Here is a 24773-nt window from a genome sequence, read left to right as displayed (position 1 = left end):
CGGCACCGGCCCACAGCACGAGTGGGTGGTGCCCATCACCGGCGGCGAATTCGCGATGGGCGACGCGTTCGACGAGGGCTACCCCTCGGACGGAGAACTCCCGGTACACCGGGTGATCCTGTATCCGTACGCGATCAGCTCCACCACCCGTCACCAACGCTGCCCTTGCCGAGAACCTCATCCGGCCTGGTGGGAGGCAGGGTTCACAAGTGCCACCCTCGTCAGTCGGATAGGCGCTCTGGCGGAGCCGACGAGCTCCGCGACATGATGATCGACCGTGCTGCTACGACTGGCGTACCTGGGTGTGACGAACGCGTTCGCGTTGCTGCGGCTGCTGCCGATGAGCGACCGTGAGAAGGACGTGGCGATCCCGGCTCTTCGCCATCAGATCAGCGTTCTGGAGCGGCAGCTGAGCGGACAGCGGGTCCGCTTCGAAGCGAGCGACCGGGCATTCCCGGCCGCGCTGCCGCAGGGCCTGCCGACGCAGGTGCCGCGTCGGATGCGGTTGCTGGTGCGGCCCGACACCGTACCGCGCTGGCACCGCGACCTGGTCGCCCGCCGTCACACCGTCCGGTCCCGGCCCAAGCGCCCAGGCCGACCGCGCACCGTACGCTCCATCCGCGCCCTGGTCCTGCGCCTGGCCGCAGAGAATCCGGAGTGGGGATACCGGCGGCTGCACGGCGAGCTGCTCGTCCTCGGGGGTGAAGGTAGCCGCGTCCACGGTGTGGGAAATCCTGAAGGAGGCCGGTATACCACCGGCACCCGAGCGGACCTCCAGCACCTGGGCCGACTTCCTGCGCTCCCAAGCGGACGCACTCCTCGCCTGCGACTTCTTCGAGACGGTCACTTCGACCGGAACACGGCTGTACGTGTTCGCGGTGATCGAGCACGCCAACCGCCGGGTCCGGATCCTGGGCGCGACCGCGCATCCGACCGCGTCCTGGGTGGCGCAGGCGGCGAAGAACCTCGTCATGGACCTCGAGGACGCCGATTGCCGGGCCCGCTACATGATCCGGGACCGGGATGGGAAGTTCCCCGAACTGTTCGACGCCGTCCTCGCCGACGCGGGGATCCAGGTCGTGCTCAGCGGCGTCCGGATCCCCCGCATGAACTCCCTCATGGAGCGCTGGGTGCAGACCTGCCGCCGCGAGCTGCCGGACCGGACCCTGATCTGGAACGAGCGGCACCTACTCCACGCCCTACGGGAGTTCGAGAAGTTCTACAACTCCCACAGGCCGCACCAGGGGATCGCGAACGCCCGCCCCCTCCGCGCGCTTCCCCGGCCGATCGACAATCCGGAGCAAATCACCCACCTCGACATACGCCGAACCGACCGTCTCGGCGGCCTCCTCCATGAGTACCAACATGCAGCCTGAGCAGGCCGGATGACATTTTCGGCAGGCACAGGATCTTGGTGAGACCAGCGCCACCTGGAACAACGTCGTCCAGGAAGGCGTGGCCAAGACCGTCGTCTCCTTCGCCGCCCTGGACTGCATCCCCTGCCCGGTCAAGGAGCAGTGCACCAGCTCACGAAAGGGCCGTCGGCTCAACCTCTACCCCCGCGAACTCACCGAGGCCATCCACGCCGCCCGCACCGAGCAACAGGACGGCACCTGGCAACGCGACTACGCACTTCGCGCCGGCATCGAAGGGACTATCCGCCAGGCCACCCACACCACCGGACTACGCCGCGCCCGCTACCGCGGCCTGGCCAAGACTCACCTCGACCACACCACCAGCGCCGCCGCCCTCAATCTCATCCGCCCCCACGCCTGGTGGAACGGCCACCCCCTCGACCGCGCCAGCCACAGCAACCTCGTAAGACTCCAACTCGCGTTTGCTGCATGACAGTTGGAATTAACCACCAAGATCACGCAGGGTCGACGACTCAGCCGGCGAGTCCGATCGCGGCTGCGGCGCCGAAGAAGACCGTCGCACCGACCAGGAGCATGACGACGGGAACCACGCGGTAGCGCGCGGTGAATATCCGTACGGTTTTGGGGTCTTCGGAGGAGTAGACGAGCGGAACCCGGCTCCCGACGGGCAGTCCCAGGCCGCTCCCAGCCGCGCCCGGCTTGAACTCGGTGCGACGGCCGAGGCTGTCCGTGAACTCGATGACCGGCACCCGTATCGGCTCGGCCGGATCCGTCACCTCCTGCCGGATCACGGTGCCTTCGGTGCGCAGTCCGAACTGCCGCAAGTGCGAAAGCAGGCGGCGCTCCCGGACCGCGGCCCACAGGCACGCCGCTCCGGCGGCGGTGCAGAACGCGACGCCCACGGCCATTGCTGTTCCTGTCATGCCTGGCCCCTGTTGATTCGAAGGATGACGGACGAGATCGTGCGGGTGCGTCACACGTCGTGCCGGATCGCGTGGAGCCGTTCCTTCCTTGGGCTGCGCACGGTCGATGCCACTCCTCACGGACTACCACGTGGCACGCTTCTCCGCGGTTCCCGCTGATGTTCAGCACGGTCCGCCTCTGCCCTTCCACTGGCCACCCGCTCAGTCCGCTCGCACCGTCGCGATCCGCCCCTGGTGCGCGAAACCTCCGGGCCTCCCGGCATCGGTTGTCGGTTCAGCCGCAGTACCCCCACTGTGAGGCACCGACGAAGGGGCAGGGGGCGAAGACATTGGTCAGCGGTCCGTAGCCCTCGGTCTGGACCACGACGTGATCGGTCTGGGTGGTCGAGGTGCCGAGGGGCATGGTCCAGCTCCAGGTGTAGCCGTTGACGGCGGGTGGCACGTACGCCACCGGGGTCCACGACCACTGGCCGGCCTGGGTGCCGCTGTAGGACAGCAGCGTGTTGTTCTCCACCAGGTAGTGCGCGCAGACGTAGTCCAGGGTGTCGCAGTTGATGGACCAGCAGGGGGAGTTGTCGTTCAGGCCGTTCAGGATGAAGACCCGGTGGAAGGAGAACGGGACCAGGAAGTCCGCCGAGTAGGTGGCGGAGGTGGCCGAGGGTGAAAACCTGATGTTGGTGACGGGGTGGCCATCGGGCAGGCTCGTGGTCGTGACGGTGACGGAGTTGCTGGACGCGCGTTTGCCGGAGGCGTGAGTGCGGTTGATCGCGTCGGTCCACGCGCTGACGGCCGACGAGCCGGGCCCGTTCAGGACGTTCGCGACCGCGACGCCGACCTTGCTCGACGACGACCCGATCAGCCGGTTCCAGTCCCCCGAGTCCCCGGAAGGGTTGATGTAGGACGGGACCGCGACGACCTGACCGCCGATACCGTGGTACCGCGCCAGGAGCGCCCGGTAGAAGTGAAGCCGCCGCCCGCGCCGACGATGAAGACGATACCGGCGATCGGGCCCAGTGACTGCTCGACCGTCCGGGATATCCCGGCCTTGCTGAAACCGGCCGCCCGACCGAGCGTCACCATCCCCAGCAGCACGGCCGCGAGCAGCGGCGAGCCGGCGAAGTCGAAGATCCGCTGGAGGGTGGCCTTCGGGTCGTCGACGACCACGTCGGTCAGTGCCTTGCCGAGCATCAGCACGACCGGCAGCAGGATGGTGGCGAGCACCGCGCCGAACGCGGGGGTGTGCTCGCGCGGCTCGGCGGGCGCCGGAGCGGGGGCCGCCGGAAGCTCCAGCGGGCCGACCCAGCGCTCGGCCACCCGGGCGAAGAGCGGTCCGGCGATCACCAGGGTCGGCACCGCGACCAGCAGGCCGAGCGCCAGCGTGATGCCCAGGTTGGCCTTGAGCGCGTCGACCGCGACCAGCGGGCCCGGGTGCGGTGGGACCAGGTCGTGCAGCACGGAGAGCCCGGCCAACGCGGGGACGCCGACCCGGATCAGCGACAGGTTGCCGCGCCGGGCCACCAGCAGCACGATCGGCACCAGCAGCACCACGCCGATCTCGAAGAAGAGCGGCAGCCCGAGCAGTGCCGCGATCAGCGCCATCGACCAGGGCAGCGACCGCGGCCCGGAGCGGGCCAGCACGGCGTCCGCGATGCTGTTCGCGCCGCCGGAGTCGGCGAGCAGCCGCCCGAGCATCGCGCCGAGCCCGATCAGCAGGCCGACGCTGGTCATGGTGGCGCCGAAGCCGGTGGAGAAGCTACTGGTCAGCTGGTCGAACGGGGCGCCGGCGAGCGCGGCGAGCAGCCCGGAGCCGAGCGTCAGGGCGAGAAGGGTGCAGCTTCAACCGGGTGATCAACAGCACGATCGCGCCGATGCTGAGCACGGCCGCGAGCAGCAGCTGCCCGTCGCTCCTGGTGTGCGGCAGCGCCGGTGGGGCGGCGAGCAGGGCGGTGAGGGTCACGCGAGGTCTCCATTGACGGGCCGCAGCAGGGCGACGGCCTTCTCGACGAGTTCGTGGGGGTCCGGCCTGGGTTCGCGCTCGCTCCCGACGTTGAGCACGGCGCCGTGCTCGTCCGGCTGGAGGGGTTCCAGCAGCGCGTACTGGGAGGCGAGCAGCGAGGCCGGCATGAAGTGGCCGGTGCGGGCGGCCAGCCGGTCGGCGACCAGCCCGCGGTTGCCGTCCAGGTGCAGGAAGAACGCCGTGGGGCAGGCCGCGCGCAGGGTGTCGCGGTAGCGGCGCCTGAGGGCGGAGCAGGTGACCACGCCGCCGGTGCCGGCCCGGCCGCGCTCCGCCAGCCACGCGCCGAGGGTGTGCAGCCAGGGGGCGCGGTCCGCGTCGTCCAGCGGGATGCCGGCCGACATCTTGGCGATGTTGGCCACCGGGTGGAAGTCGTCGGCCTCCGCGAACGGGAGGGCCAGGCGGTCCGCGAGCAGCCGGGCGACGGTGGTCTTACCGGCCCCGGACACGCCCATCACCACGATCAGCGGCTTGGCGGCGGGGGCGGACGGCTGGTTCTCGGCGCTGAGAGCCATGGGTTCTGCTCCTGGAGGGTCGTGCCAGGGCGCGTCCGGGGCGGGCGCGACCCGCGTGACGTCACTATCGCACGCAAAGGTATGACTTATTCAAGAGAGCGACATCAAATCGTCATATCAATATGGCTTGGATGGCCGGGTCCGCCCGTCCTGGTGGAGCACCGCCCTCTAGGCTGGCCGGATGGACATCCAGGGGCTGCCCGGCCGACTGCTCGCCGAACTCGGACCGGCGATCGCCTCCGGCGAACTCCCCGAGGGGGCGGTGCTGCGGATCGAGGAGCTGGAGGCCCGGTTCGGGGTCTCCCGCACGGTGGTCCGCGAGGCGGTGCGGGTCCTGGAGTCGATGCGACTGGTGGCCTCGAAGCGACGGGTCGGGATCACCGTGCAGCCGAAGTCCGACTGGGACGTCTTCGACCCGCTGGTGATCCGCTGGCGACTGGCCGGCACCGACCGGGCGGCCCAGCTACGCTCGCTGGGCTCGCTACGGGTCGCCGTCGAGCCGGCCGCCGCGGCGCTCGCCGCCCGGCTCGCCACACCCGACCACTGTCGCGAACTGACCTCCCTGGCAGTCGAGTTGACGGTCACCGCGCGGGCCGCCGACCTGGCCGCGTTCCTCCGCCACGACATCGCCTTCCACGCGACCGTACTGCGCGCCTCCGGCAACGAGATGTTCGCCCACCTCGGCGACACCGTGGGCGCGGTGCTCACCGGGCGCACCGAGCACGATCTGATGCCGCACCAACCCAGACCCTACGCCGTGCAGTTGCACCGCGAGGTGGCGGAGGCGATCTGCGCCGGCAACGCCGAGACGGCCGAGCGGGCGATGCGCACCATCGTGGTCGGCGCGCTGGAGGAGCTGGACGCCACCCTCGGCTGACGCCTCGTTTGCCGGCGGAAGGGGCGGGCAGTCAGTGGGACGGGGGTGCGCAGGACACCTCGAAGCAGCGCGGGGAGTGGCCGATGTCCGCTGGACGCCGACGAATGCCGGACGAGGTGCGGGCGGCCGCCGTGCGAACCGGGCTCTTCCTCGCGTTCGTGCTGGTCGCGCTGACCGTGGCGACGCTGGCCTCGCTGGCGCACAGCTGGCTGCTCACCCCGGCCCTGCTGGTCACCGGGGTGGGCGTGTTCGGCATCGTCTGGTGCCTGCTGGAGATCGTGATCAGCCGCCAGATCGCGGCCCAGCGCCGCCGCGGCCCGGGGCGTGACTCGCCGGTCGCGGGCAGCCGGGAACCCTGGTCGGGCCGCTGAGCGGCCGGCCGGCACCCGGCAGGTGCGGCCCGGCCCCCTCACTCCCCCAACGCCGTTGGCAGCGTGCGCGGTTCGGCGTTCATCTGGCGACCCGGCGTTCATCCGGCGAGCCGTCGCTTCCGGCCGGCCAGTGCCCCGGCCTCCGGCAGGGGGCCGCCGAGCCGTCCGGCCAGGACCTCGGCGAGCCGGTCGACGTGTCGCCCGCGAACCGTTGTGACATGGATTACTCCGGCGCGATCGGCTGCCCGCCTCCTCTCAACGTTCATTATCTTCATGTCAAGAGGAACTGACGAAGGGTTCGATGATGAGCTCCATTCGTGAACGAGTCGGCACCGCCGTCACCCCGACCGGGCTCACCGCCACCGCGCGGGCCTGGCGGACCGCGGGGATCGTCCTGCCGCGTCCGAAGGAGGGTGGCCGGTGAACACCACGGTGGCGGTAGCCGGCGGCGGCCCGGTCGGACTGGCCACCGCCGCCTTCCTGGAGGCGGCGGGTGTGCGGACCGAGGTGTTCGAGCGCAACACGGAGCCGAGCCGCCACTCCAAGGCGATCACCGTGCACCCGCGCACGCTGGAGGCACTCGCTCCGCTGCGCACCGGAGGCGGGCGCCAACTGACCGAAGAGTTGATCGAGTTGGGCCGGGCCACCCGGTGGGCGCACTTCGCGCTGCTGTCCCGGCTGCTGGACTACTCCGGCCTGCCCACCCCGTACCCCTACGTGCTGATGGTCCCCCAGGCGGTCACCGAACGCGTGCTGGCCGGGCTGCTGCGCGAGCGCGGGGTACCGGTGCACTACGGACGCGAGGTCACCGGGTTCGCGCAGCACGCCGACGGGGTGCGGGTACGGCTCGGCGACGGATCGGTCCGCGAGGCCCGCTACCTGGTGGGCGCCGACGGCGGTCACAGCACGGTGCGCCGGCTCGCCGGCATCGACTTCCCCGGCGACCCACCGAGCGCACTGGGCTTCGTCGCCGACGTCGAACTCGACCAACCGCCCTCCGGCGTACAGCACTTGTGGTTCCACGAGACCGGTTCGGTCAGCGTCGTGCCGCTGCCCGGCGACGCCTTCCGGGTCTTCGGCACCGACCGGGCGGACACCGGCCTGGCCGCCGACGTGATCCGGGCCCGGCAGGCCCAGCCACTGACGCTGGACGAACTGCGGGCCACGATGATCCGGATCGCGGGCACCGACTTCGGCCTGCGCACCGCGCAGTGGCTGTCGCGCTCCAGCGACAGCACCCGGCGCGCCGCCCGCTACCGCGTGGGCCGCGTGCTGCTGGCGGGCGACGCCGCCCACGTCCACCTGCCCGCGGGCGGACAGGGCCTCAACGTCGGACTCCAGGACGCCGCCAACCTGGCCTGGAAGCTGGCGGCCGAGATCCACGGCTGGGCGACGCCCGCCCTGGTCGACGGCGACCTCGGCTACGACCACGAACGCCGTCCGGTGGCGGAGCGACTGGCCGCCAACACCCTCGCCCAGGGCGCGCTGATGCACAACTTCACCCCGGCGGGCGCCGCGCTGCGGGCGCTCTTCCACGATCTGATCGAACGCGACGGCGACGCCGCGCGGGAACTGACCGGCTGGCTGTCCGGGCTGGGCCTGAGCTATCCGCAGCCCGACGGCGCCCATCCGCTGGACGGCACCAGGGCCCCCGACCTGTCACTGGAGGGCGGCACGCTGCTGGGCGCGCTGCGCCCGGACCGCTTCCTGCTCGCCGACTTCACCGCCGACCACGCGTTCGCCGCGCAGGCCGGCCCCCGGGTGGAGGTGCGGCGCGCGAAGCCGGACGCGGGGGCGTGGTCGGCGCTGGACGCGGTACTGGTGCGGCCCGACGGGTACGTGGCGTGCGCCGCCGACGCGTCCGCGGGCCCCGACGGCATCGCGACGGCGCTGCGCCGGTGGATCGGCGGACCGTCGCGAACCGCGGACGGCTGATCGCCGGAAAAGCGGAGAGCGGGGGTGCGGACGGTCAAACCGTGCGGCAGGTCACCCGTGATCGACGCTCGGCGAGGACCGGGAACGAAAGACTCGAACGTGGAAGTTTCACGGCTGGGCGCGGGCCCGGGGACGGCGCCGTGCGCCTCGCGTGGAGCCGGCCGCCGGTGGCGGGACCGGGACCCGAATCGGCCGGGATTCTTCACGGGCAGCGCCACGGAAAATGCCAAGGGGGCCCGCACCGTGCACTGCGTGCGGTGCGGGCCCCTTGCTACCAGGGGGGGTGCCGTGGCAGAAAAACTACAGCGGGCGAATGTTCTCGGCCTGCGGGCCCTTCTGACCCTGCGTGACGTCGAACTCGACCTTCTGGCCCTCGAGCAGCTCACGGAAGCCGTTGGCGTTGATGTTCGAGTAGTGGGCGAAGACGTCGGCGCCGCCACCGTCCTGCTCGATGAAGCCGAAGCCCTTCTCCGCGTTGAACCACTTCACAGTGCCATTAGCCATAAAAAATTCTCCTTCAAGGGGCTCTCCGGAGTCCGCACTGCGCGGACCCCGAGTCGCCGCGATGATCACCCGCCCGGGAAAAGTCCGGGAAACAAAAATGCGCCTGCGGTCACAACCAGCAGGCGCACACAGAGTTCATGGGAACCACAACTGCAACATTGACGACTGTAGCAGGGTCCGGACCAGAACAGGGGATTTTTCCCGACCGTGTCGGCAGCACTTTCAGCCCTGCCGCACCGCAATGCTCGGACCCACTCCCCACAGCCGCGTTTCAGGCGCATACTGGCACGGATGACGAAACCAGCCGCGCCCCGGCGCCACCTGCCCACCAGTCCCTTCCGCGCCGTCGTTCCACCGCCTCCCAAGCAGTTCGCCGTCGGAGACCGAGTGACCCACGACCAGTACGGTCTGGGCCGGGCCATCGCCGTCGAGGGCGCCGGCGAGACCGCGGTCCTCGTCGACTTCGGCTCGCATCAGGAGCGGATCTCGCCGCCGTACGCGAAGCTGTTCAAGCTCTGAGGGCGGCGTCAGGCTCAGCCCGGCGCGGCGAGGTCGAGCGTCCACAGCAGTCCCGCGGACCCGGCCGCGGTCCCGACACCCGCGTCGGTGAACCGGCAGTCGAGCATGTTCTGCTGGTGGATCGCCCCGTCCATCCAGTCGTTCAGCACCGTGCCCGGTGACCTCGCGTCCTGGTCGAGGTTCTCACCCCACGCACTCCACTGGTACCCGGCGGCCGATATCCGGGTGTCGGGTTGGTCGCCCTGCTGGTCGGTGTGGTCGAAGTAGCCGTTGGCCGCCATGTCGGCGGAGTGCTGCTGGGCCGCGGCGTGCAGTCGCGGATCTATCCGCAGTGGCCGGCAACCGGCCTTGGCCCGCTGGACGTTGATCAGCTCGACCAGTTGCTCCTCAAGGCTCCTCGGGACGGCGGACTCGGTTGCCCAGGTGGCCGGTGCCGTGTGCTCGGGCGTGGCGGACGGGGACGGAGCGGCCGCCGGAGCGGTGCTGGACGCGGGGGTCGGTGACGGCGGCGGGGTCGGCACGGCGGCGGCCGCGGAGGTCGACGGTGGGGCCGCGTCCGACCGGGCGGGGTCGGTGCTGCCGATTGGGGCGGCGAGCCAGTACAGGGCGCCGAACACGGTCGTGGTCAGGGCGAGCGTGCCGGCCAGTTGCAGGGGCCGGCGTCCGCCGAGCCCGCGCCGGCCGCCCGCCGCCCCGGGGCCGGCGGACCGGCTTGCAGTGGGGACGAGGGCCGTGAGGTGCCGTGGCAGAGGCACCAGGGCGAGGCCGGCGAGCAGCCCCTCGACCGGCACCAGCTCGCGCTGGTGTCCCGAGCAGGTGGGGCAGGTCCGGACGTGCCGGGCTATGCGCTTTCGCCACAGCGCGGCCGGCTGCCCGTCCCACGCCGAGGTCAGCGCCGACAGCCCGGCGCACGGCGGGTCGGTGGCGAGCGCACGGACCACCAGCCGGCCGACCTCCAGCTGCTCCTTCATCCGCTGCACCCGCACGGCGGCGTGCTGCGGCGGGATGCCGAGGGCCGCGACCAGCTCCGCCCGGGTGAGTTCACCCGCGGCCTCCAGCCACCACAGTGACAGCAGGTCGCGCTCACGCTCGTCCAACCACCGGGTGGCCTCCGCCACCTCCCTGCGCTGGCCCGACAGCCCGAGCCGCAGGATCGTCAGGTCCACGAAGTCCGAGCCGGGGTCGGCGGCCTCGGCCAGCTCGTCCAGCGCCGGCACCGGCGAGTTCTGCCGGGTCGACCAACGCCGGCGTACCTCGTTCATCGCGATCGCCACCAACCAGGACCGGAACGAGGAGGGCTCGCGCAGGCCGTCCAGGCTGTCGACGACCCGGAGCATGGTGTCCTGCACCACGTCGTCCACGTCGGCGTGGCCGTTCATCGCCCGGCCGACGACGTTGTAGACCAGCGGGAGATACGCGGTGACCAGCTGTTCCCGGGCCACGGCATCACCGGCTCTCGCCGCGATGACCGTCTCCGGTCCGCTTCCGCCGTCCACGCGCATCCGCCGCCCTCACTCGCCCGACCGCTGCCGCCCATACCTTGGGAGACCCCACACAGCAGTTCATATATCAGGAAAAGATCCTCGCAGTTCGGCGCGTCCAGCCCGACCGGGCGGGGGTGGGGCGCCCTCCCGGTTACTGGGGCTGGGCGAAGTCCTCGGTCCACCACGGGCCGTCGGAGCTGAGGTTGACGCCGACGCCGGTGTTCGTGAAGGCGCAGTCGAGGATGTTGTCGCGGTGCTCGGGGCTGTTCATCCAGCCGGTCATCGCCGTGCCGGGGTCCCGCGGGCTCTGGTAGATGTTCTCGCCCCAACTCTGCCAGTCGTAGCCGCCGTTGGTCATCCGGGTGCCAGGGTCGATCCCTTCGGGGGTGTCGTGCTCGTAGTAGTCGCGGGCGGCCATGTCGTCGGAGTGCTCCTGGGCGACCGCCTGGAGCTTCGCGCTCACCGTGAGTGGTCCGCAACCGGCCTTCGCCCGTTCGGTGTTGACCATGTCGATGATCTGCCGGGCGAACTGCGCGGCGGTTCCCGTGGCCGGCGAACCCGCTACCGGGCCGGCGCCGGTCGGGGCCCCGGTGGCGGTGACGCTCGGGCCGGCGGCGTTCCCGGACGCGGAGTCCCTGGTCACGGTGCCGCCGGCCGGGGCGGCGGGCCGCGCCGTCGTGGCTGCGGCGGTGGGCTGCCGCCCGGGGGCCGGAGGAGTCGCCGAGGACGGGGAGGCCGGCGTGGTGGCGGGCGCGACCGTGGCGCCGGCGCTCGGTGAAGCCGCCGCCGGCACGGATATCGCGGCAGCGGGGGAGGCGGGAACGGCGGCCAGTGATGGCAGCGGGACCGCGGCCGGTGACTGCGCGCCTCCCGCGGACGTCACGACCGCGGCCACACCACCGACGACGGCCACCAGGGCGACCGCGCCGGCGACGGCCGCTCCACCGCGCGGACGCCTGGCGGCCCGCCGACGGCCCCGCCCCCGCTCGTGCCGCGCCCTGCCCGGCACGACGCCCATCCCCTCAGCGGCACGACCGGGCCGATCCCGCTCCCCCGCAGGCCGCGCGTCGAACACCACGGTCTCGAACTCACTGCTCATCGATCCACCTTCGGTACCAGCCGGCGCGACAGTCCGCCCCGATACCTGGGAGAGCACACGGGTGGCTCCCGATAACGAAAACCGAGCACCGGGAGTGGCCCGCCTTCAGCCGGCGCCCCTCCTCGGACCGGACGCCGGGCCTGGTCCGGCTCGGCCCCAGCCGGTCAACCCGCCGAAGGGGCCGTGCGCCTACGACTTGGCTTCCAGCTGCGCGTTCACCTTCGCGAGCGCCTCGTGCAGTTCGTTGTGCTGCGCGGTGAGCGCCTCGAAGTTCACCATCAGCTGCTCCAGCAGCTCCCGCGAGCGGACGTCCGTCTCGAAGTCGTGCTGGGCCAGCTCGCTGGAGATCTGGTCGCTGCGCTTGGCGGCGATCAGCAGGATCGCGCCCTGCATGGCCGCCAGACAGGAGAGCACCAGGTTGAGGAGGATGAACGGGTACTTGTCGAAGCCGTGGTTTCCGTTGAAGCCCATCCACGCGGCGAGGAAGACCAACGAGCCGAAGACGAAGGCCCAGGAGCCCATCCCGTTGCGCATCTTGTCGGCGGCGCGCTCACCCAGGGTCAGTTCGTCGTCGCTGCGCACACCGGGGTGACGGCGCCAGCGGTGCAGGGTCCTGCTCGCCGTCTCGGTGGCGGCGGATATCGGCTGAGTACTCATGGCGGGGCATTGTGCCAGGCGATTCCGTGGACCCTGCCGGGGGGACGGTGCCCACGCGGAGGTGTTCCGTTCCGCTTCCGGGGCCTCCTGCCCCGACCCGCCGGTCATCCGGAGCCGGGACCCTGGTCCGGCCGCCGGGCGGGGCCGGACCAGGGGTCGTCACGGACCGGGGTCAGGCGTCGGCGCCGACCACGGCGCGGTACTGGACCGGCCAGCGGCGTTCGGCGCCGAGGGTGCGGGCGGCGTACTGGGGCCAGTAGGGGGTGCGCAGCAGTTCGCGGCCGAGCAGGATCACGTCGGCCTGGCCGGCGGTCAGGATCGCCTCGGCCTGCTCGGGCTGGGTGATCAGGCCGACGGCACCGGTGGGCAGACCGGTGGCGGCGCGCACCTGGGCGGCGAAGGGGACCTGGTAGTTGGGGGCCACCGGGATCCGGGCACCGGCGGTGAGGCCGCCGGTGGAGACGTCGAGCAGGTCGACGCCGGCGGCCTGGAGCTCCTTGGCGAGTCGGACGGTGTCCTCGCCGGTCCAGCCGTCCCGCTCCTCCTCGGCGTCCTCGGTCAGCCAGTCGGTGGCCGAGGTACGGAAGAGGACCGGCAGCTCGGCGGGCCAGACCGCGCGGACCGCGGCGACCACCTCCAGCGCGAAGCGGGTCCGGTTCTCGAACGAGCCGCCGTACTCGTCGGTGCGGTGGTTGGCGGCCGGGGAGAGGAAGGAGTGGACCAGGTAGCCGTGCGCGCCGTGCACCTCGACGGCCTGGAAGCCGGCGGCCAGCGCCCGGCGAGCGGCGTCCGCGAAGGCCTGGACGATCTCGGCGATCTCCATGGTGCTGAGCGCGTCGGGCTCGGGGTAGCCCTCGAAGGCCAGCGGGCTGGGGCCGACGGTCCGCCAGCCGCCCGCGTCCGGCTCGAGGGGTGCGCCGCCGCCCCGGCGGCCCGCGGTGGAGGCCTTGCGGCCGGCGTGGGCGAGCTGGATGGCGGGCACCGAGCCGTAGCTCTTGATCGCCTCGGTCACCCGGGCCAGGGCCTGCTGCTGGCGGTCGTTCCACAGGCCGAGGTCCTGCGGGCTGATCCGCCCCTCGGGGAGCACCGCGGTGGCCTCGACGATCACCAGGCCGGTGCCGCCGGCCGCCCGGGAGGCCAGGTGGGTGAGGTGGAAGTCGGTGGCGACGCCGGTCTCCGGCCCCTCGCCGGCGGCCGAGTACATGCACATCGGCGCCATCCAGACCCGGTTGGGAATGGTCAGCTCGCGCAGGGTGATCGGCTCGAACAGGGCAGACACGGTGGACTCCTCAGGGCAGGACCCGATATGTACGAGAGAAACCGTACTACGGCTACAGTCGTACTTCGACAACTGTCGTACGATAGCCGCGTGACCGATCCAGACTGTGCCGCCCTACCCGAGCCGGCGCGCCCGGAGATCCGCCTGGCGGACGTGCTGCACGCGCTGGCCGATCCGCTGCGGCTGAGCATCGTCGCGGCGCTGGCCGCCGGGCACTGCGAGATGTCCTGCATCGCGTTCGACCTGCCGGTCAGCAAGTCGACCAGCACCCACCACTTCCGGGTGCTGCGCGAGGCCGGAGTGATCCACCAGCACCGGCGAGGCACCGCGCGGATGAGCCGGTTGCGCCGGGACGACCTGGACGCGCTCTTCCCCGGCCTGCTGGACGGCGTGCTGGCCGGGGCGCTGGCCGAGGAGGCCCGCCTGCCCCGGGAGCTCCCCACACCGGAGGTCGCGGACACGCCCACCATCGGGTGACGGCTTGGGCGTGGCGGCCGAGCCGCTGCTACCTCTGTGCGGGTGATTCCCCTGCGCATCCGCGCGGCCCTCGCCGCCGCCTCGCTGACCGTGCTGGCCTTTCCCGCTCCTGCCCAGGCCGAGCCCGGCGTGTACCACCTGAACCTGACCGTGACCGACCAGAGCGGCCGGACGACCGCGCGGGCCGAACTGGACTGCCATCCGGCCGGCGGAAGCCATCCGATGGCGGCCGGGGCCTGCCAGGCACTGGACCGGGTGGACGGTGACCCGAGCCGGCTGGCCCCGCAGACCGGAGTGGACTGCTACCAGCTCTACCGGCCGGTAACCGGCAGTGCCACCGGCGACTGGAACGGCTGGCCGGTGCGGTGGCGGATGGAGTCCGGCAACGACTGCAAGCTGCGGGTCGCGACCTACCCGGTGTTCAGCTTCTGATCACCGGGGGGCGATCTCACCCGAACGGCTGTTGCCTGGCTCACACTTGGAAAATTCGCCTGACGGTCCGTCAATTCGACTGACTCGACGTCAAACTCCTTCCTCCACAGCACCAGTACTGACTGATGGTTAATCAGATTCACATCGAGATGGCCCAGTTGGGCTGACGAGGCGCCATTCCGCTGGCGCGCGGGGTGACTACTATCGATCGGGTTGTTTTGCTCCAGGCCGGAGCAGCGCACCCGAAAGCACGCGGAGCCGCCGGCTCCCCGGCGCCGGCGACCGGCCGTGGTGGGGGACGAAGGACTGAGGACCGCATGGCTGTGATGACCCGGACCGGCACGCCGGACGACCGCGAGGCCCCCGGGCCCGCCGCCCTGTTCGGGGGCCGCCCGGCGCCGGCGCCGCGCACCCTGGTGGACGTCCTGGACGCCACGGTCCGCGCCCATCCCCAGGAGCCGGCGCTGGACGACGGCCGGACCGTGCTGACGTACCGGGCGCTGGCCGGCGAGGTCGAGGCGCTGCGCAGGCGGCTGGCCGCCGCCGGGGTCGGCCCGGGCGACCGGGTCGGCGTGCGCGTCCCGTCCGGCAGCAACGACCTCTACGTCGCGATCCTCGCGGTGCTGGCCGCGGGCGCGGCCTACGTGCCGGTGGACGCCGAGGACCCGGACGAGCGTGCCGCGCTGGTCTTCGGCGAGGCCGGGGTGTGCGCCGTGCTGGGCGCCGACCGGGAGCTGACCGTGCGCGGCCCCGGCCGCGGCACCGCCGGCCGTCCCGGTCTGGACGACGACGCCTGGATCATCTTCACCTCCGGCTCGACCGGCAAGCCCAAGGGCGTCGCGGTCAGCCACCGCAACGCGGCCGCCTTCGTCGACGCCGAGGCCGCGCTCTTCCTCCAGGACGAGCCGATCGGCCCCGGTGACCGGGTGATGGCCGGCCTGTCGGTCGCCTTCGACGCCTCCTGCGAGGAGATGTGGCTGGCCTGGCGGTACGGCGCCTGCCTGGTCCCGGTGCCGCGCGCGCAGGTGCGCAGCGGCGCCGACCTCGGCCCCTGGCTGGCCGAGCAGGAGATCAGCGTGGTCTCCACCGTGCCGACGCTGGCCGCGCTCTGGCCGGCCGAGGCGTTGACCGAGGTCCGGCTGCTGATCTTCGGCGGCGAGGCCTGCCCGCCCGAGCTGGTCGAGCGGCTGGTCACCGAGGGCCGCGAGGTCTGGAACACCTACGGGCCGACCGAGGCCACCGTGGTCGCCTGCGGCGCGCTGCTGACCGGCGAGGGGCCGGTGCGGATCGGCCTGCCGCTGGACGGCTGGGAGCTGGCGGTGGTGGACGAGGCCGGGCAGCCGGTGCCGATGGGTGACAGCGGCCAGCTGGTGATCGGCGGGGTCGGCCTGGCCCGCTACCTCGACCCGGCCAAGGACGCCGAGAAGTACGCGGCGCTGGAGTCGCTGGGCTGGGAGCGCGCCTACCGCAGCGGCGACCTGGTCCGGGCCGAGCCCGAGGGCCTGCTCTTCCTGGGCCGGGCGGACGAGCAGATCAAGCTCGGCGGGCGGCGGATCGAGCTGGGCGAGGTGGACGCGGCGCTGCAGGCGCTGCCGGGTGTCGCGGGGGCCGCCGCGGCGGTCCGCACCGCGCGTGGCGGCAACCAGCTGCTGGTCGGCTACCTGGTCACCCAGGAGGGCTGGGACCAGGCGGCGGCCGTGGAGCGGCTGCGGGCCGAGTTGCCCGCCGCGCTGGTGCCGCTGCTGGCGCCGGTGGAGACGCTACCCACCCGGACCTCCGGCAAGGTCGACCGGGCCGCCCTGCCCTGGCCGCTGCCCGAGCTGGAGCGGGCGGTCCCGGCCGAGCAGCTGTACGGGACGGAGGCCTGGCTGGCCGAGCAGTGGACCGAGATCCTCGGGGTGCCGGTGACCAGTGCCCAGGACGACTTCTTCGCGATCGGCGGCGGCAGCCTGGCCGCCGCCCGGCTGACCACCCTGCTGCGCGGCCGGTACCCCTCCGCCGCGGTGCTGGACATCTACCAGCAGCCGACGCTGCGCAAGCTCGCCCGGGTGCTGGAGCGCTCGGCGCAGGCCGACGGCCCGGCCCGGACCGTCCAGCCCACCCCGACCCGGGCCAAGGCGCTCCAGCTGCTCCTGCTGCCGCCGCTCTTCGCCGTGGTGGGACTGCGCTGGGCGGTCGCGCTGCTGGCGTTGGGCAACGTGCTCTCCTGGCTGGGTGGCTTCGCCTGGGCGCCGACCGCCTCCTGGTGGCTGGTCGGTGCGGGTGCCCTGCTGCTGTACAGCGCGCCCGGCCGCCTGGCCGTCGCGGCCGGCGGTGCCCGGCTGCTGCTGCGCGGGGTGGGGCCGGGCAGTTACCCGCGCGGCGGCTCGGTGCACCTGCGGCTCTGGGCGGCCGAGCGGCTGGCCGAGTACAGCGGTGCGACCTCGCTCTCCGGGGCCTGGCTGGTGCGCTACGGGCAGGCGCTCGGCGCCCGGATCGCCAAGGAAGTCGACCTGCACGCGCTGCCGCCGGTGACCGGGCTGCTCAAGCTGGGCCGGGGCTGCGCGATCGAGGCCGAGGTGGACCTGTCCGGCTACTGGCTGGACGGCGACCGGCTGGAGATCGGGGCGATCCGGGTCGGCGCGGGCGCCGTGGTGGGCACCCGCAGCACGCTCTTCCCGGGCGCGAAGATCGGGAAGCGGGCCGAGGTGGCGCCGGGTTCCGGGGTGACCGGCCAGGTGCCGACCGGCCAGCGCTGGGCCGGCGCGCCGGCCGTCAAGCTGGGCAAGGCCCAGCACGGCTGGCCCGAGCGGCGTCCGCCGCGCCGGCCGCACTGGGCCTTCGCGTACAGCGCCTCCGGCTTCGCGCTCTCGCTGCTGCCGGCCCTGGCGGCGCTGCCCGCGCTGCTGGTGGCGAGCGCCTTCGTCGGTGCGGGCGACGGGCTGGACGCGGCGCTGCGCGGCGCCCTGCTCGCGGTCGTGCCGGCCGCGCTCGCCTTCGGGTTGACGTACGCGCTGCTGGTACTGGCCGCGGTGCGGCTGCTCAGCCTCGGACTGCGCAGCGGCTACCACCCGATGCACAGCCGGACCGGCTGGCAGGCCTGGACGGTCAGCCAGCTGATGGACCTGGCCCGGGAGACGCTCTTCCCGCTCTACGCCGGCCTGATCACCCCGGTCTGGCTGCGGCTGCTCGGCATGCGGGTGGGCCGGCGGGCGGAGGTCTCCACGGTGCTGGCGCTGCCCAGCCTGACCACCGTCGGCGACGGCGCGTTCCTGGCCGACGACACCCTGATCGCGCCCTACGAGCTCGGCGGTGGCTGGTTGCGGATCGGGCGGGCGGAGATCGGCCGGCGGGCGTTCCTGGGCAACTCGGGGATGACCGCGCCGGGCCGGGCGGTGCCGGACCGCGGCCTGGTCGGGGTGCTCTCGGCGACCCCGAAGAAGGCCAAGAAGGGCAGCTCCTACCTGGGCATGCCGCCGGTGAAGCTGCCGCGGGCCACCGAGGCCGGCGACCAGAGCCTCACCTACGACCCGCCGACCCGGCTGCTCTGGGCGCGCGGGCTGGTCGAGCTGGGCCGGCTGCTGCCGGTGCTCTGCTCGGCGGCGCTGGCCGTGCTGACCGCCGCCGCGCTCTGCGCGCTGCGCGACCCGCTGCTGATCGCGCTGCTGGCCGGGCCGGTGCTGCTCGCCGCCGGGGTGCTGGCCTGCCTGGTCGCGGTGGCCGCCAAGTGGCTGCTGGTCGGCCGGTTCCGGGCGGTCGAGCACCCGCTGTGGAGCGGCTTCGTGTGGCGCAACGAGCTGGCCGACACCTTCGTCGAGGTGCTCGCGGTGCCCTGGCTGATCGGCGCGGTGCCCGGCACCCCGCTGCTCACCCTCTGGCTGCGGGCACTGGGCGCGGGGATCGGCCGGGGTGTCTGGTGCGAGAGCTACTGGCTGCCCGAGGCCGACCTGGTCACCCTGGGCGACGGGGTCAGCGTCAACCGCGGCTGTGTGCTGCAGACCCACCTCTTCCACGACCGGATCATGCGCATGGATACTGTGGTGCTCCGAGCGGGTGCCACCCTGGGCCCGGGCGGGATCGTGCTGCCCGGCAGCACGATCGGGGAGCGCAGCACCCTGGGCCCGGCGTCGCTGGTGATGCGCGCGGAGTCGGTGCCCGCCGACAGCCGCTGGCTGGGCAACCCCATCGAGGCCTGGCAGGCGTAGGGCATGATCGGTACGGCAGCATGATCGGTACGGCACGGGGAGCGGACGAAGCGGTGAGCCCGAAGCAGGCGGACCCCTACTTTCCGGCGAACGGCGACACCCGCTACCGGGTGCACCGCTACGAGCTGGCGCTGGACTACCGGCCCGGCCCGAACCGGCTGGCCGGCACCGCCCGGCTGAGCGCGCTGGCCGGCGGCGAGCCGCTGCGCGAGTTCGCGCTCGACCTGGCCGAGTTCCGGATCGGCCGGGTGCTGGTGGACGGCAAGGCCGCCCACTACACCCACCGCGGCGGCAAGCTGCGGATCCGGCCGGCCAAGGCGCCGGCGCCCGGCGCGGCGTTCACCGTCGAGGTGCACTGGTCGGGCAACCCGAAGCCGGTCCGCAGCCCGTGGGGCGGGCTGGGCTGGGAGGAGCTGACCGACGGCGCGCTGGTGGCCAGCCAGCCGGTCGGCGCGCCGTCCTGGTACCCGTGCAACGACCGGCCGGCGGACAAGGCGAGCTACCAGATCTCGCTCACCACGCCGTCCCCGTACACCGCGGTGCTGAGCGGGCGGCTGCTCGCGCTGAGCACCCGGGCCAGTAGCACCACCTGGGTCTACGAGCAGCCGGCGCCGACCTCCAGCTACCTGGTCGGGCTCTCGGTGGGCCCGTACGAGAAGGTGCTGCTGGTCGACCCCGAGCCGGGCGCGGTGCCGCAGACCGGCTACGTGCCGGCCCGGCTGGTGCCGCAGTTCGGCGCGGACTTCGGCCGGCAGCCGCAGATGATGCGGCTGTTCAGCGAGTTGTTCGGGCCGTACCCGTTCGGCGAGTACGCGGTGGTGATCGCCGACGAGGAGCTGGACGTCCCGGTCGAGGCGCAGGGCATGGCCACCTTCGGCACCAACCACGTGGACGGCGTGCGCGGCTCGGAGCGGCTGGTCGCGCACGAGCTGGCCCACTCGTGGTTCGGCAACAGCGCCACCGTCGCCGACTGGCGGCACATCTGGCTGAACGAGGGCTTCGCCAAGTACGCCGAATGGCTCTGGTCCGAGTACTCCGGCGGCCGCACCGCCCAGCAGCACGCCGCCGACGCGCACCGGCTGCTCGCCGGGCTGCCGCAGGACCTGATCCTGGCCGACCCGGGGCGCAAGCTGATGTTCGACGACCGGCTCTACCAGCGCGGCGGGCTGACCGTGCACGCGCTGCGGCTGGAGGTCGGCGAGGGGGCGTTCTTCCGGCTGCTGAAGGACTGGGCGACCCAGCACCGGCACGGCGTGGTCAACACGGCCGGCTTCGTGCTGCACGCCCAGCGGTACGCCGCCCACCCGCTGGACCGCTTCTTCGACGCCTGGCTGTTCCAGGGCGCACTGCCGCCGCTGCCCGGGGCCTAGAGGGCCTGTCCGGCGGATCTTTTCGGATCAGACCGCGGCGTTGGGCGCCCGGCTGGGCGTGCGCCCGAGTCGGCCTCGTACTGGGTCGTACTCGGGCGGTTCGGGCGTGCGTCCGGGCGGGATGTCCGGCGTCGCGGGCCCGGAGAGATCCGCCGGACAGGCCCTGTGGCCCCGGGCCCGGGCCCGCCGGATCAGCCGCCCACCGGCACCTCGGCGGGTCGCTTGAACATCCGGGTGGCGGTGATCTCGCCGTGGATCGCCGGACCGTCTGGGTCCGGCGGGGTGGGCAGGCCGGGCCGCAGGTGCTCCTCGACCGAGATGTACTTCAGGCCCGCGCGCAGGTCGGCGTCGTTGCGCAGCCGGATCACCAGCGGGAACTCGGCCAGCGCGGTGGTGTCGAAGAGACCGGTGGTGTAGATCAGCTGGACGCCGAGCGCGTCGGCCACCGCGCGCTGGAGTTCCAGCAGGTAGGTGGCGTTGGCCCGGCCGATCGGGTTGTCCAGGAAGAGCGTGCCGGCGTGCCGCAGCTGGGACTGGCCGCGGTCGTTGGCGCGCAGCGCGGCCATCGTGCAGTAGAGCGCGATCGCCGCGGTGAGCAGCTGGCCGCCGGAGAAGACGTCCGACATCTGGCCCACGCCCACCCGCTCGGCGCGCAGCACGGCGTCCGGCTTGAGGATCTCGACGCTGACGCCCTTCGGACCGATCGCCGCGGCCACCCCGCGCAGCAGCAGCGACATGCCGTCCCGGCGCAGGTCGGAGTTCTTCCGGACGGCGGCCCGGGTGGCCTCGTCGATCACCTCGCCGAGGCGCTCGACCAGCACCGCGTGGTCCGGGTCCTCGAAGCGGATCCGCAGGAACTCCTGGCCGGACCACTCCCCCAGGCCCTCGGGCAGCCGGGAGAGCCGCTGGGCGGCCCGCAGGGTGGCCAGCGAGCTCTCCACCAGGCCGCGCAGCCGGTCGACGATCGAGCCGCGGTTGCGCTCCAGCTGCTCCAGCTCGTCGGAGAGCACCCGCAGTCGGGGGGCGAAGGCGGCGGCCCAGGCGGCGGCGTGCTCGGGCAGTGCGGCGGCGGGCAGCTCGCGGATCTGCTGCCGGGCCGGGGTGCGGACCGCCTCGTAGCGGGCCGCGTTGGCGTGCCGGACCAGGCCGTCGCAGGCGTCCCGGACGGCCAGGTCGGCGGCGGTCAGCTCGGCCGAGGCGGTGCGCAGCGCGCGCCGGGTCTCGGTGGCGGCGGTGCGGGCCTCGGCGAGCGAGTCGAGGTACGGCTCGGCGGGCTGCTCGGTCTCGTCCGGCGCGTGGTCGCGCAGGCCGTCCCGGAGCTGGGCGGCGGCCTCGTCGAAGTCGCCGGCGGCGGACTGCGCGGACTGCAGGGTGCGCAGCAGTTCGCCGTGCTCGATCCGGGTGCTCTCCAGCAGCTCGCGCTTCTCGGCCAGCCGGGTGGTGGCGCCCCGCAGCAGTTGCTGGGCGTGCTCGGGGTCGGTCGGGACCAGCTCCTCGGGCAGCTCGGTGTGCGACTCGCCGGTGGCCGGGGCCGAGCGCTCGACCTCGCCGCGCAGTCGGCCGAGCTGCTCGCTGGCAGCGGCTGAGCGGGCCTCGATGGTGGCGACCAGCTCCTCCGCGCGGGCGGCGGCGGCGAGGCGAGCCGGGCCGTCCGCGCCGTCCGGGCTGGCCAGCAGCTCTTCGGCGCGGGTGCGCACCTTGTTGGTGAGCCGGTCCAGCTCGGCCCGGGCGGCGGTCTCGTCGCTCTCCGCGCGGGCCTGCTCGGCGCGCAGGTCGGCGCCGACGCCGACCTTCTCGTACAGCTGGGCGGCGGCGCGGTAGGCCTCGCGCAGTGCGGGCAGCGAGGCGGTCGGCAGCTCCTCGCTGACCGCGACGGTGCCGGACAGCTCGGCGCGCTCGGCGCGTAGCGTCCGAGCGGTGCGGCGGGCGTCGTCGGCGGCGCGCTGGGCGGCTCGGCGGTCCTCGTCGCAGGCCTGGGCGCGCTCGGCACAGGCGGCCTGGCGGCGCTCGCACTCGGCGGCGTCCTCGGCCAGCTCGCGCAGCGCGCGGGTCCAGGCGGGACGCTCGCGCAGCCGGAAGGCCAGGCCGGCCAGCGCGTCGGCGCGGCGGCGGGTGCGCTGGGCGCTCTCCCGGCGCTCCTCGTACAGGCCCGCGGCGACCACCCGGTCGGCCTCGGCCTCGGTGTGCTCGGCGCGGGCGGCGGCCAGCCGGGCGACGGCCAGCTCGGCCTGCTCGGCGGCGGCTTCGACGGCCCCGGCCAGCTCGGCGAGGGTGCCAGGCGGGCACTGGGCGTGCCAGGAGGCGAGCCGGGCGGCCAGCGCGCGGTCGCCACCGAGCCGGGCGGCCAGCTCGCGGATGTGCTCCTCCCGGGCGGTGGCCCGGGCGCGCAGCTCGTGGCGCTCCTGGTCGGCGGCGCTCTCGTCGTGCATGGCCGGGTTCGGCGGGACGAGGAAGAAGGCGGGCTCGTCGTTGATCGGGGCGATCAGCGAGGCGGCGGTGCCGACCGCGACGGTGGAGCGCGGCAGCAGGGCAGCGGCCTGCAACGCCTCGCGGGCGCGGTCCAGCGAGGACGGGTCGGTGACCACCACGCCGTCCACCAGTTCGGGGCGGGCGGCCAGGATCCGCTCGTGGTCCGCCGGGTCGACGGACTGGGCGAGGTAGCGCCAGCCGGGCAGCGCCGGGATGCCGTGCTCGCCGAGGTACTCGACGGTGGCCAGCACGTCCGGGCCGGGCGGCAGCAGGCCGCCGTCGCCGAGCGCGGCCAGGATCCGGGAGTCGTCGGCGGCGGCGGTGCGCAGGTCGAAGAGGGTGCGCTCGGCGCCGGCGATCGCGCTGTCGAGCAGCTCGCGCAGGTCCTCGGCGGCGGCGTCCAGCACGGCGGGGGTGAGTTCGCCGTCCGGCTCCTCGGTGCCGCCCTGGTACGGGCTCAGCGCGAGCAGCTCGGCGAGCCGGGGCTCGGCGGCGAGCTGGGCGGCGGTGCGCTGCTCGGCGGCCAGGGCGCGCTGGGCGGCGGCGCGGGCGTCGCTGGCGCGGGCGGCGGCGAGTTCGGCGCGGCCCTCCTCGGCGGCGGCCTCCCGGGTCCGGGCGGTGGCCTGCTCGGCGGCGGCCCGGGCCTGGTCGAGGGCGGTGGTGGCGCTCTGCTCGGCGTCGGCGGCGCGCAGCGCGGCGCGGGCCGGGTCGGGGTCGTCGGCGGCGTCGATCCAGCCGGCCGCGATCGCCGCCTGGGTCTCCTGCTCGACCTCGGCGAGTCGCTGGCGGAGGTGATCGGCCTCGCTGCGGGCCTTCTGGCCGGCGGTGGCCGCGGCCAGGCCGTCGGCCTGCGCCCGGGCGCCGTCGGCCTGCAGCTCGGCGGCCCGGGCCTCCTCGGTCTCGGCGCGCTCCTCGGCGGTGGTGGCGGCGGCCTCCAGGGCGTGGGCCAGGGCGCCGGCGGCCTGGGCACGGGCGGCCAGCGCGGGGGCGGCGTCCAGCTCGGCCTCGCGGATCGCGGCGGCGACCCGGGCCGCGCGGTCGGCGGCGGCGCGGTGCCGCAGCACCGCCTCGGCGGCCTGCCAGGCGGCGTGCAGGGTGCGCGCGTCGAGCAACTCCCGGCGCAGCGCGGCGGCCTCGGCGGTGGCGGCGGCCAGGCTGAGCGTGGCGTGCCGATGGGTCAGCTCCGCGGTGATCAGCGAGTGCCGGGTGCGGTCGGCCTCGGCGGCGGTGACCGCGCCGGCCGCGGCGGCGACCTCGATCGCCAGGTCCTGCACCCGGTCGCGCTCGGCGCCGGCCCGGGCGGCCAGCGCCTGGGCCAGCCGGCGGGTGCGCCGCTCGGCGCCGCGGTGGGTGTCGCGGACCGACTCGCGGGCGGCGGTGGCCTCCACGATGCGCTGCAGCAGGTCGAGCGAGCCGGCCGTGAAGTCGCGCTCGGCGCCGAGTTCGGCGCGCCGGCCGAGCTTGGCGGCGAAGCCGTGCACCAGGTCGGCCAGGCCGTCGGTGTCCCGGGTGTCGGTGACCGCGCGCAGCAGCAGGTCGGTGAAGTCGGCGTCGTGCTTGACCGCGAAGAGGCCGGCCGCCTCGCCCTCGTCGGCGTTCATCTCACGCTGGTAGCGGAAGAGTTCGGGGTCCAGACCGAGCTCGCCGAGGTGCTCGTTCCAGCGGTCGTGGATGTCCTCGAAGGTCAGGTCGAGGTAGGGGTAGGCCTTGCCGGCCTCGGTCATCGCGTCCCGGAAGCCCTTCATGGTCCGGCGGCGGCCGCGCGGACGGGCGTTCGGGTCGCCCAGGGTGGCGCGCTCGGCCACCGGGAGGGAGTCCAGGGTCAGGCCGGGGCCGGGCCGGAACGAGTACCAGCTCTCGGCGAACTTGCGCGGGTCGGAGGAGACCTGGCGGCCGCGCCACTCGCTGACCTTGCCGACCACGATCAGCTCGCCGGTGACGGTGTGCTGCCACTCCAGGGCGACGTGGCCGCAGTCGTCGGCCAGCAGGAACTTGCGGAGCACGCCGGAGCTGGCGCCGCCCAGGGTGTTGCGGTGCCCCGGGAGCATCACCGAGAAGATCAGCTTGAGCAGGACGGACTTGCCACCGCCGTTCTCCAGGAAGAGCACGCCGGCCGGGGCCGGGCGGCGCTGCGGGCCCTCCGGCTCCTCACCGAACAGGCCGGGCTGCTGCGGGGCGGGGTTCGCCACCGGCTCGCCGACTCCGCGCAGGTCCAGCACCGTATCGGCGTAGCGGGCGCCGGCCGGTCCGATGGAGTAGAGGCGGATCCGGTTGAGCTCGTACATGAA

Annotated in this window: 19 protein-coding genes and 2 pseudogenes; 11 read left to right on the top strand and 10 right to left on the bottom strand. The window is 73.6% G+C overall.

Translation table 11 applies throughout. From position 1 onward, the window contains the following. Positions 1–277: 277 nt before the first annotated feature. Positions 278–1376, top strand: a pseudogene (locus ACZ38L_RS23050) (integrase core domain-containing protein). A gap of 79 nt (positions 1377–1455) precedes the next feature. Then, positions 1456–1848 (top strand): transposase, encoded by a 393-nt coding sequence (locus ACZ38L_RS23045; protein WP_465696546.1) that lies wholly within the window; start codon positions 1456–1458, stop codon positions 1846–1848. 40 nt (positions 1849–1888) lie between these two features. Here the strand turns inward: ACZ38L_RS23045 and ACZ38L_RS23040 are convergent, their stop codons facing one another. The 4 genes and pseudogenes from ACZ38L_RS23040 to ACZ38L_RS23025 form a co-directional block, all read right to left on the bottom strand. Then, the gene (locus tag ACZ38L_RS23040) at positions 1889–2299 is read right to left on the bottom strand and encodes a DUF3592 domain-containing protein (RefSeq protein ID WP_465696544.1); all 411 of its coding nucleotides are present in this window, start codon (positions 2297–2299) and stop codon (positions 1889–1891) included. Between the two features lie 274 nt (positions 2300–2573). After that, the gene (locus ACZ38L_RS23035) at positions 2574–2813 is read right to left on the bottom strand and encodes a hypothetical protein (protein ID WP_465696541.1); all 240 of its coding nucleotides are present in this window, start codon (positions 2811–2813) and stop codon (positions 2574–2576) included. Positions 2814–3253: 440 nt separating this feature from the next. Beyond that, a pseudogene (locus ACZ38L_RS23030) lies at positions 3254–4256 on the bottom strand (GntP family permease); the annotation flags it as partial. Continuing rightward, complete coding sequence (locus ACZ38L_RS23025; protein WP_465696539.1) at positions 4253–4828, bottom strand: gluconokinase; 576 nt, start codon at positions 4826–4828, stop codon at positions 4253–4255. The pseudogene ACZ38L_RS23030 and the gene ACZ38L_RS23025, both read right to left, overlap by 4 nt. Before the next feature lie 181 nt (positions 4829–5009). Here ACZ38L_RS23025 and ACZ38L_RS23020 point away from each other — a divergent pair, with 181 nt between their 5' ends. From ACZ38L_RS23020 to ACZ38L_RS23005, 4 genes are all read left to right on the top strand, one after another. Then, positions 5010–5705: a FadR/GntR family transcriptional regulator gene (locus ACZ38L_RS23020; protein WP_465696537.1), complete on the top strand. Its 696-nt coding sequence runs from the start codon at positions 5010–5012 to the stop codon at positions 5703–5705. Between the two features lie 83 nt (positions 5706–5788). Further along, the gene (locus ACZ38L_RS23015) at positions 5789–6076 is read left to right on the top strand and encodes a hypothetical protein (protein ID WP_465696535.1); all 288 of its coding nucleotides are present in this window, start codon (positions 5789–5791) and stop codon (positions 6074–6076) included. Positions 6077–6377: 301 nt separating this feature from the next. Continuing rightward, a complete protein-coding gene (locus ACZ38L_RS23010) occupies positions 6378–6500 on the top strand; it encodes a hypothetical protein (RefSeq protein ID WP_465696533.1) in 123 nt (40 codons plus the stop codon). Next, entirely contained in the window at positions 6497–8011 is a 1515-nt protein-coding gene (locus ACZ38L_RS23005; protein WP_465696531.1) for an FAD-dependent monooxygenase, read from the top strand. The genes ACZ38L_RS23010 and ACZ38L_RS23005 overlap by 4 nt, the downstream gene beginning before the upstream one ends. A gap of 300 nt (positions 8012–8311) precedes the next feature. Here the strand turns inward: ACZ38L_RS23005 and ACZ38L_RS23000 are convergent, their stop codons facing one another. Then, complete coding sequence (locus ACZ38L_RS23000) at positions 8312–8515, bottom strand: cold-shock protein (RefSeq protein ID WP_099897249.1); 204 nt, start codon at positions 8513–8515, stop codon at positions 8312–8314. Between the two features lie 291 nt (positions 8516–8806). Here ACZ38L_RS23000 and ACZ38L_RS22995 point away from each other — a divergent pair, with 291 nt between their 5' ends. Beyond that, on the top strand, positions 8807–9034 hold the full coding sequence (locus tag ACZ38L_RS22995; protein WP_465696527.1) for a hypothetical protein: 228 nt from the start codon (positions 8807–8809) through the stop codon (positions 9032–9034). A gap of 14 nt (positions 9035–9048) precedes the next feature. Here the strand turns inward: ACZ38L_RS22995 and ACZ38L_RS22990 are convergent, their stop codons facing one another. From ACZ38L_RS22990 to ACZ38L_RS22975, 4 genes are all read right to left on the bottom strand, one after another. After that, on the bottom strand, positions 9049–10476 hold the full coding sequence (locus ACZ38L_RS22990) for a sigma-70 family RNA polymerase sigma factor (RefSeq protein ID WP_465696525.1): 1428 nt from the start codon (positions 10474–10476) through the stop codon (positions 9049–9051). Positions 10477–10669: 193 nt separating this feature from the next. Next, complete coding sequence (locus ACZ38L_RS22985) at positions 10670–11617, bottom strand: CAP domain-containing protein (RefSeq protein WP_465696523.1); 948 nt, start codon at positions 11615–11617, stop codon at positions 10670–10672. 189 nt (positions 11618–11806) lie between these two features. Further along, positions 11807–12274 (bottom strand): DUF1003 domain-containing protein, encoded by a 468-nt coding sequence (locus ACZ38L_RS22980; protein ID WP_465696521.1) that lies wholly within the window; start codon positions 12272–12274, stop codon positions 11807–11809. Positions 12275–12446: 172 nt separating this feature from the next. Further along, entirely contained in the window at positions 12447–13553 is a 1107-nt protein-coding gene (locus ACZ38L_RS22975; protein WP_465696519.1) for an NADH:flavin oxidoreductase/NADH oxidase, read from the bottom strand. A gap of 90 nt (positions 13554–13643) precedes the next feature. On the opposite strand from ACZ38L_RS22975, the gene ACZ38L_RS22970 reads away from it, so the two are divergent. The 4 genes from ACZ38L_RS22970 to ACZ38L_RS22955 all read left to right on the top strand — a co-directional run bounded on the left by ACZ38L_RS22970 (position 13644) and on the right by ACZ38L_RS22955 (position 20016). Beyond that, a complete protein-coding gene (locus tag ACZ38L_RS22970) occupies positions 13644–14030 on the top strand; it encodes an ArsR/SmtB family transcription factor (RefSeq protein ID WP_465696517.1) in 387 nt (128 codons plus the stop codon). 42 nt (positions 14031–14072) lie between these two features. Beyond that, the gene (locus tag ACZ38L_RS22965; RefSeq protein WP_465696515.1) at positions 14073–14462 is read left to right on the top strand and encodes an SSI family serine proteinase inhibitor; all 390 of its coding nucleotides are present in this window, start codon (positions 14073–14075) and stop codon (positions 14460–14462) included. A gap of 326 nt (positions 14463–14788) precedes the next feature. After that, positions 14789–18646, top strand: a complete 3858-nt coding sequence (locus tag ACZ38L_RS22960; RefSeq protein WP_465696594.1) for a Pls/PosA family non-ribosomal peptide synthetase — start codon at positions 14789–14791, stop codon at positions 18644–18646. 20 nt (positions 18647–18666) lie between these two features. After that, positions 18667–20016 (top strand): M1 family metallopeptidase, encoded by a 1350-nt coding sequence (locus ACZ38L_RS22955; RefSeq protein WP_465696512.1) that lies wholly within the window; start codon positions 18667–18669, stop codon positions 20014–20016. A 191-nt stretch (positions 20017–20207) separates the two neighbouring features. Here the strand turns inward: ACZ38L_RS22955 and ACZ38L_RS22950 are convergent, their stop codons facing one another. Continuing rightward, entirely contained in the window at positions 20208–24770 is a 4563-nt protein-coding gene (locus ACZ38L_RS22950) for a hypothetical protein (protein ID WP_465696509.1), read from the bottom strand. Between the last annotated feature and the right edge of the window lie 3 nt (positions 24771–24773).

This window comes from Kitasatospora sp. NPDC024654, assembly GCF_055559155.1.
The sequence above is the reverse complement of the archived record's forward strand: the minus strand, read 5'-3'. Positions and strand labels throughout refer to the sequence as shown.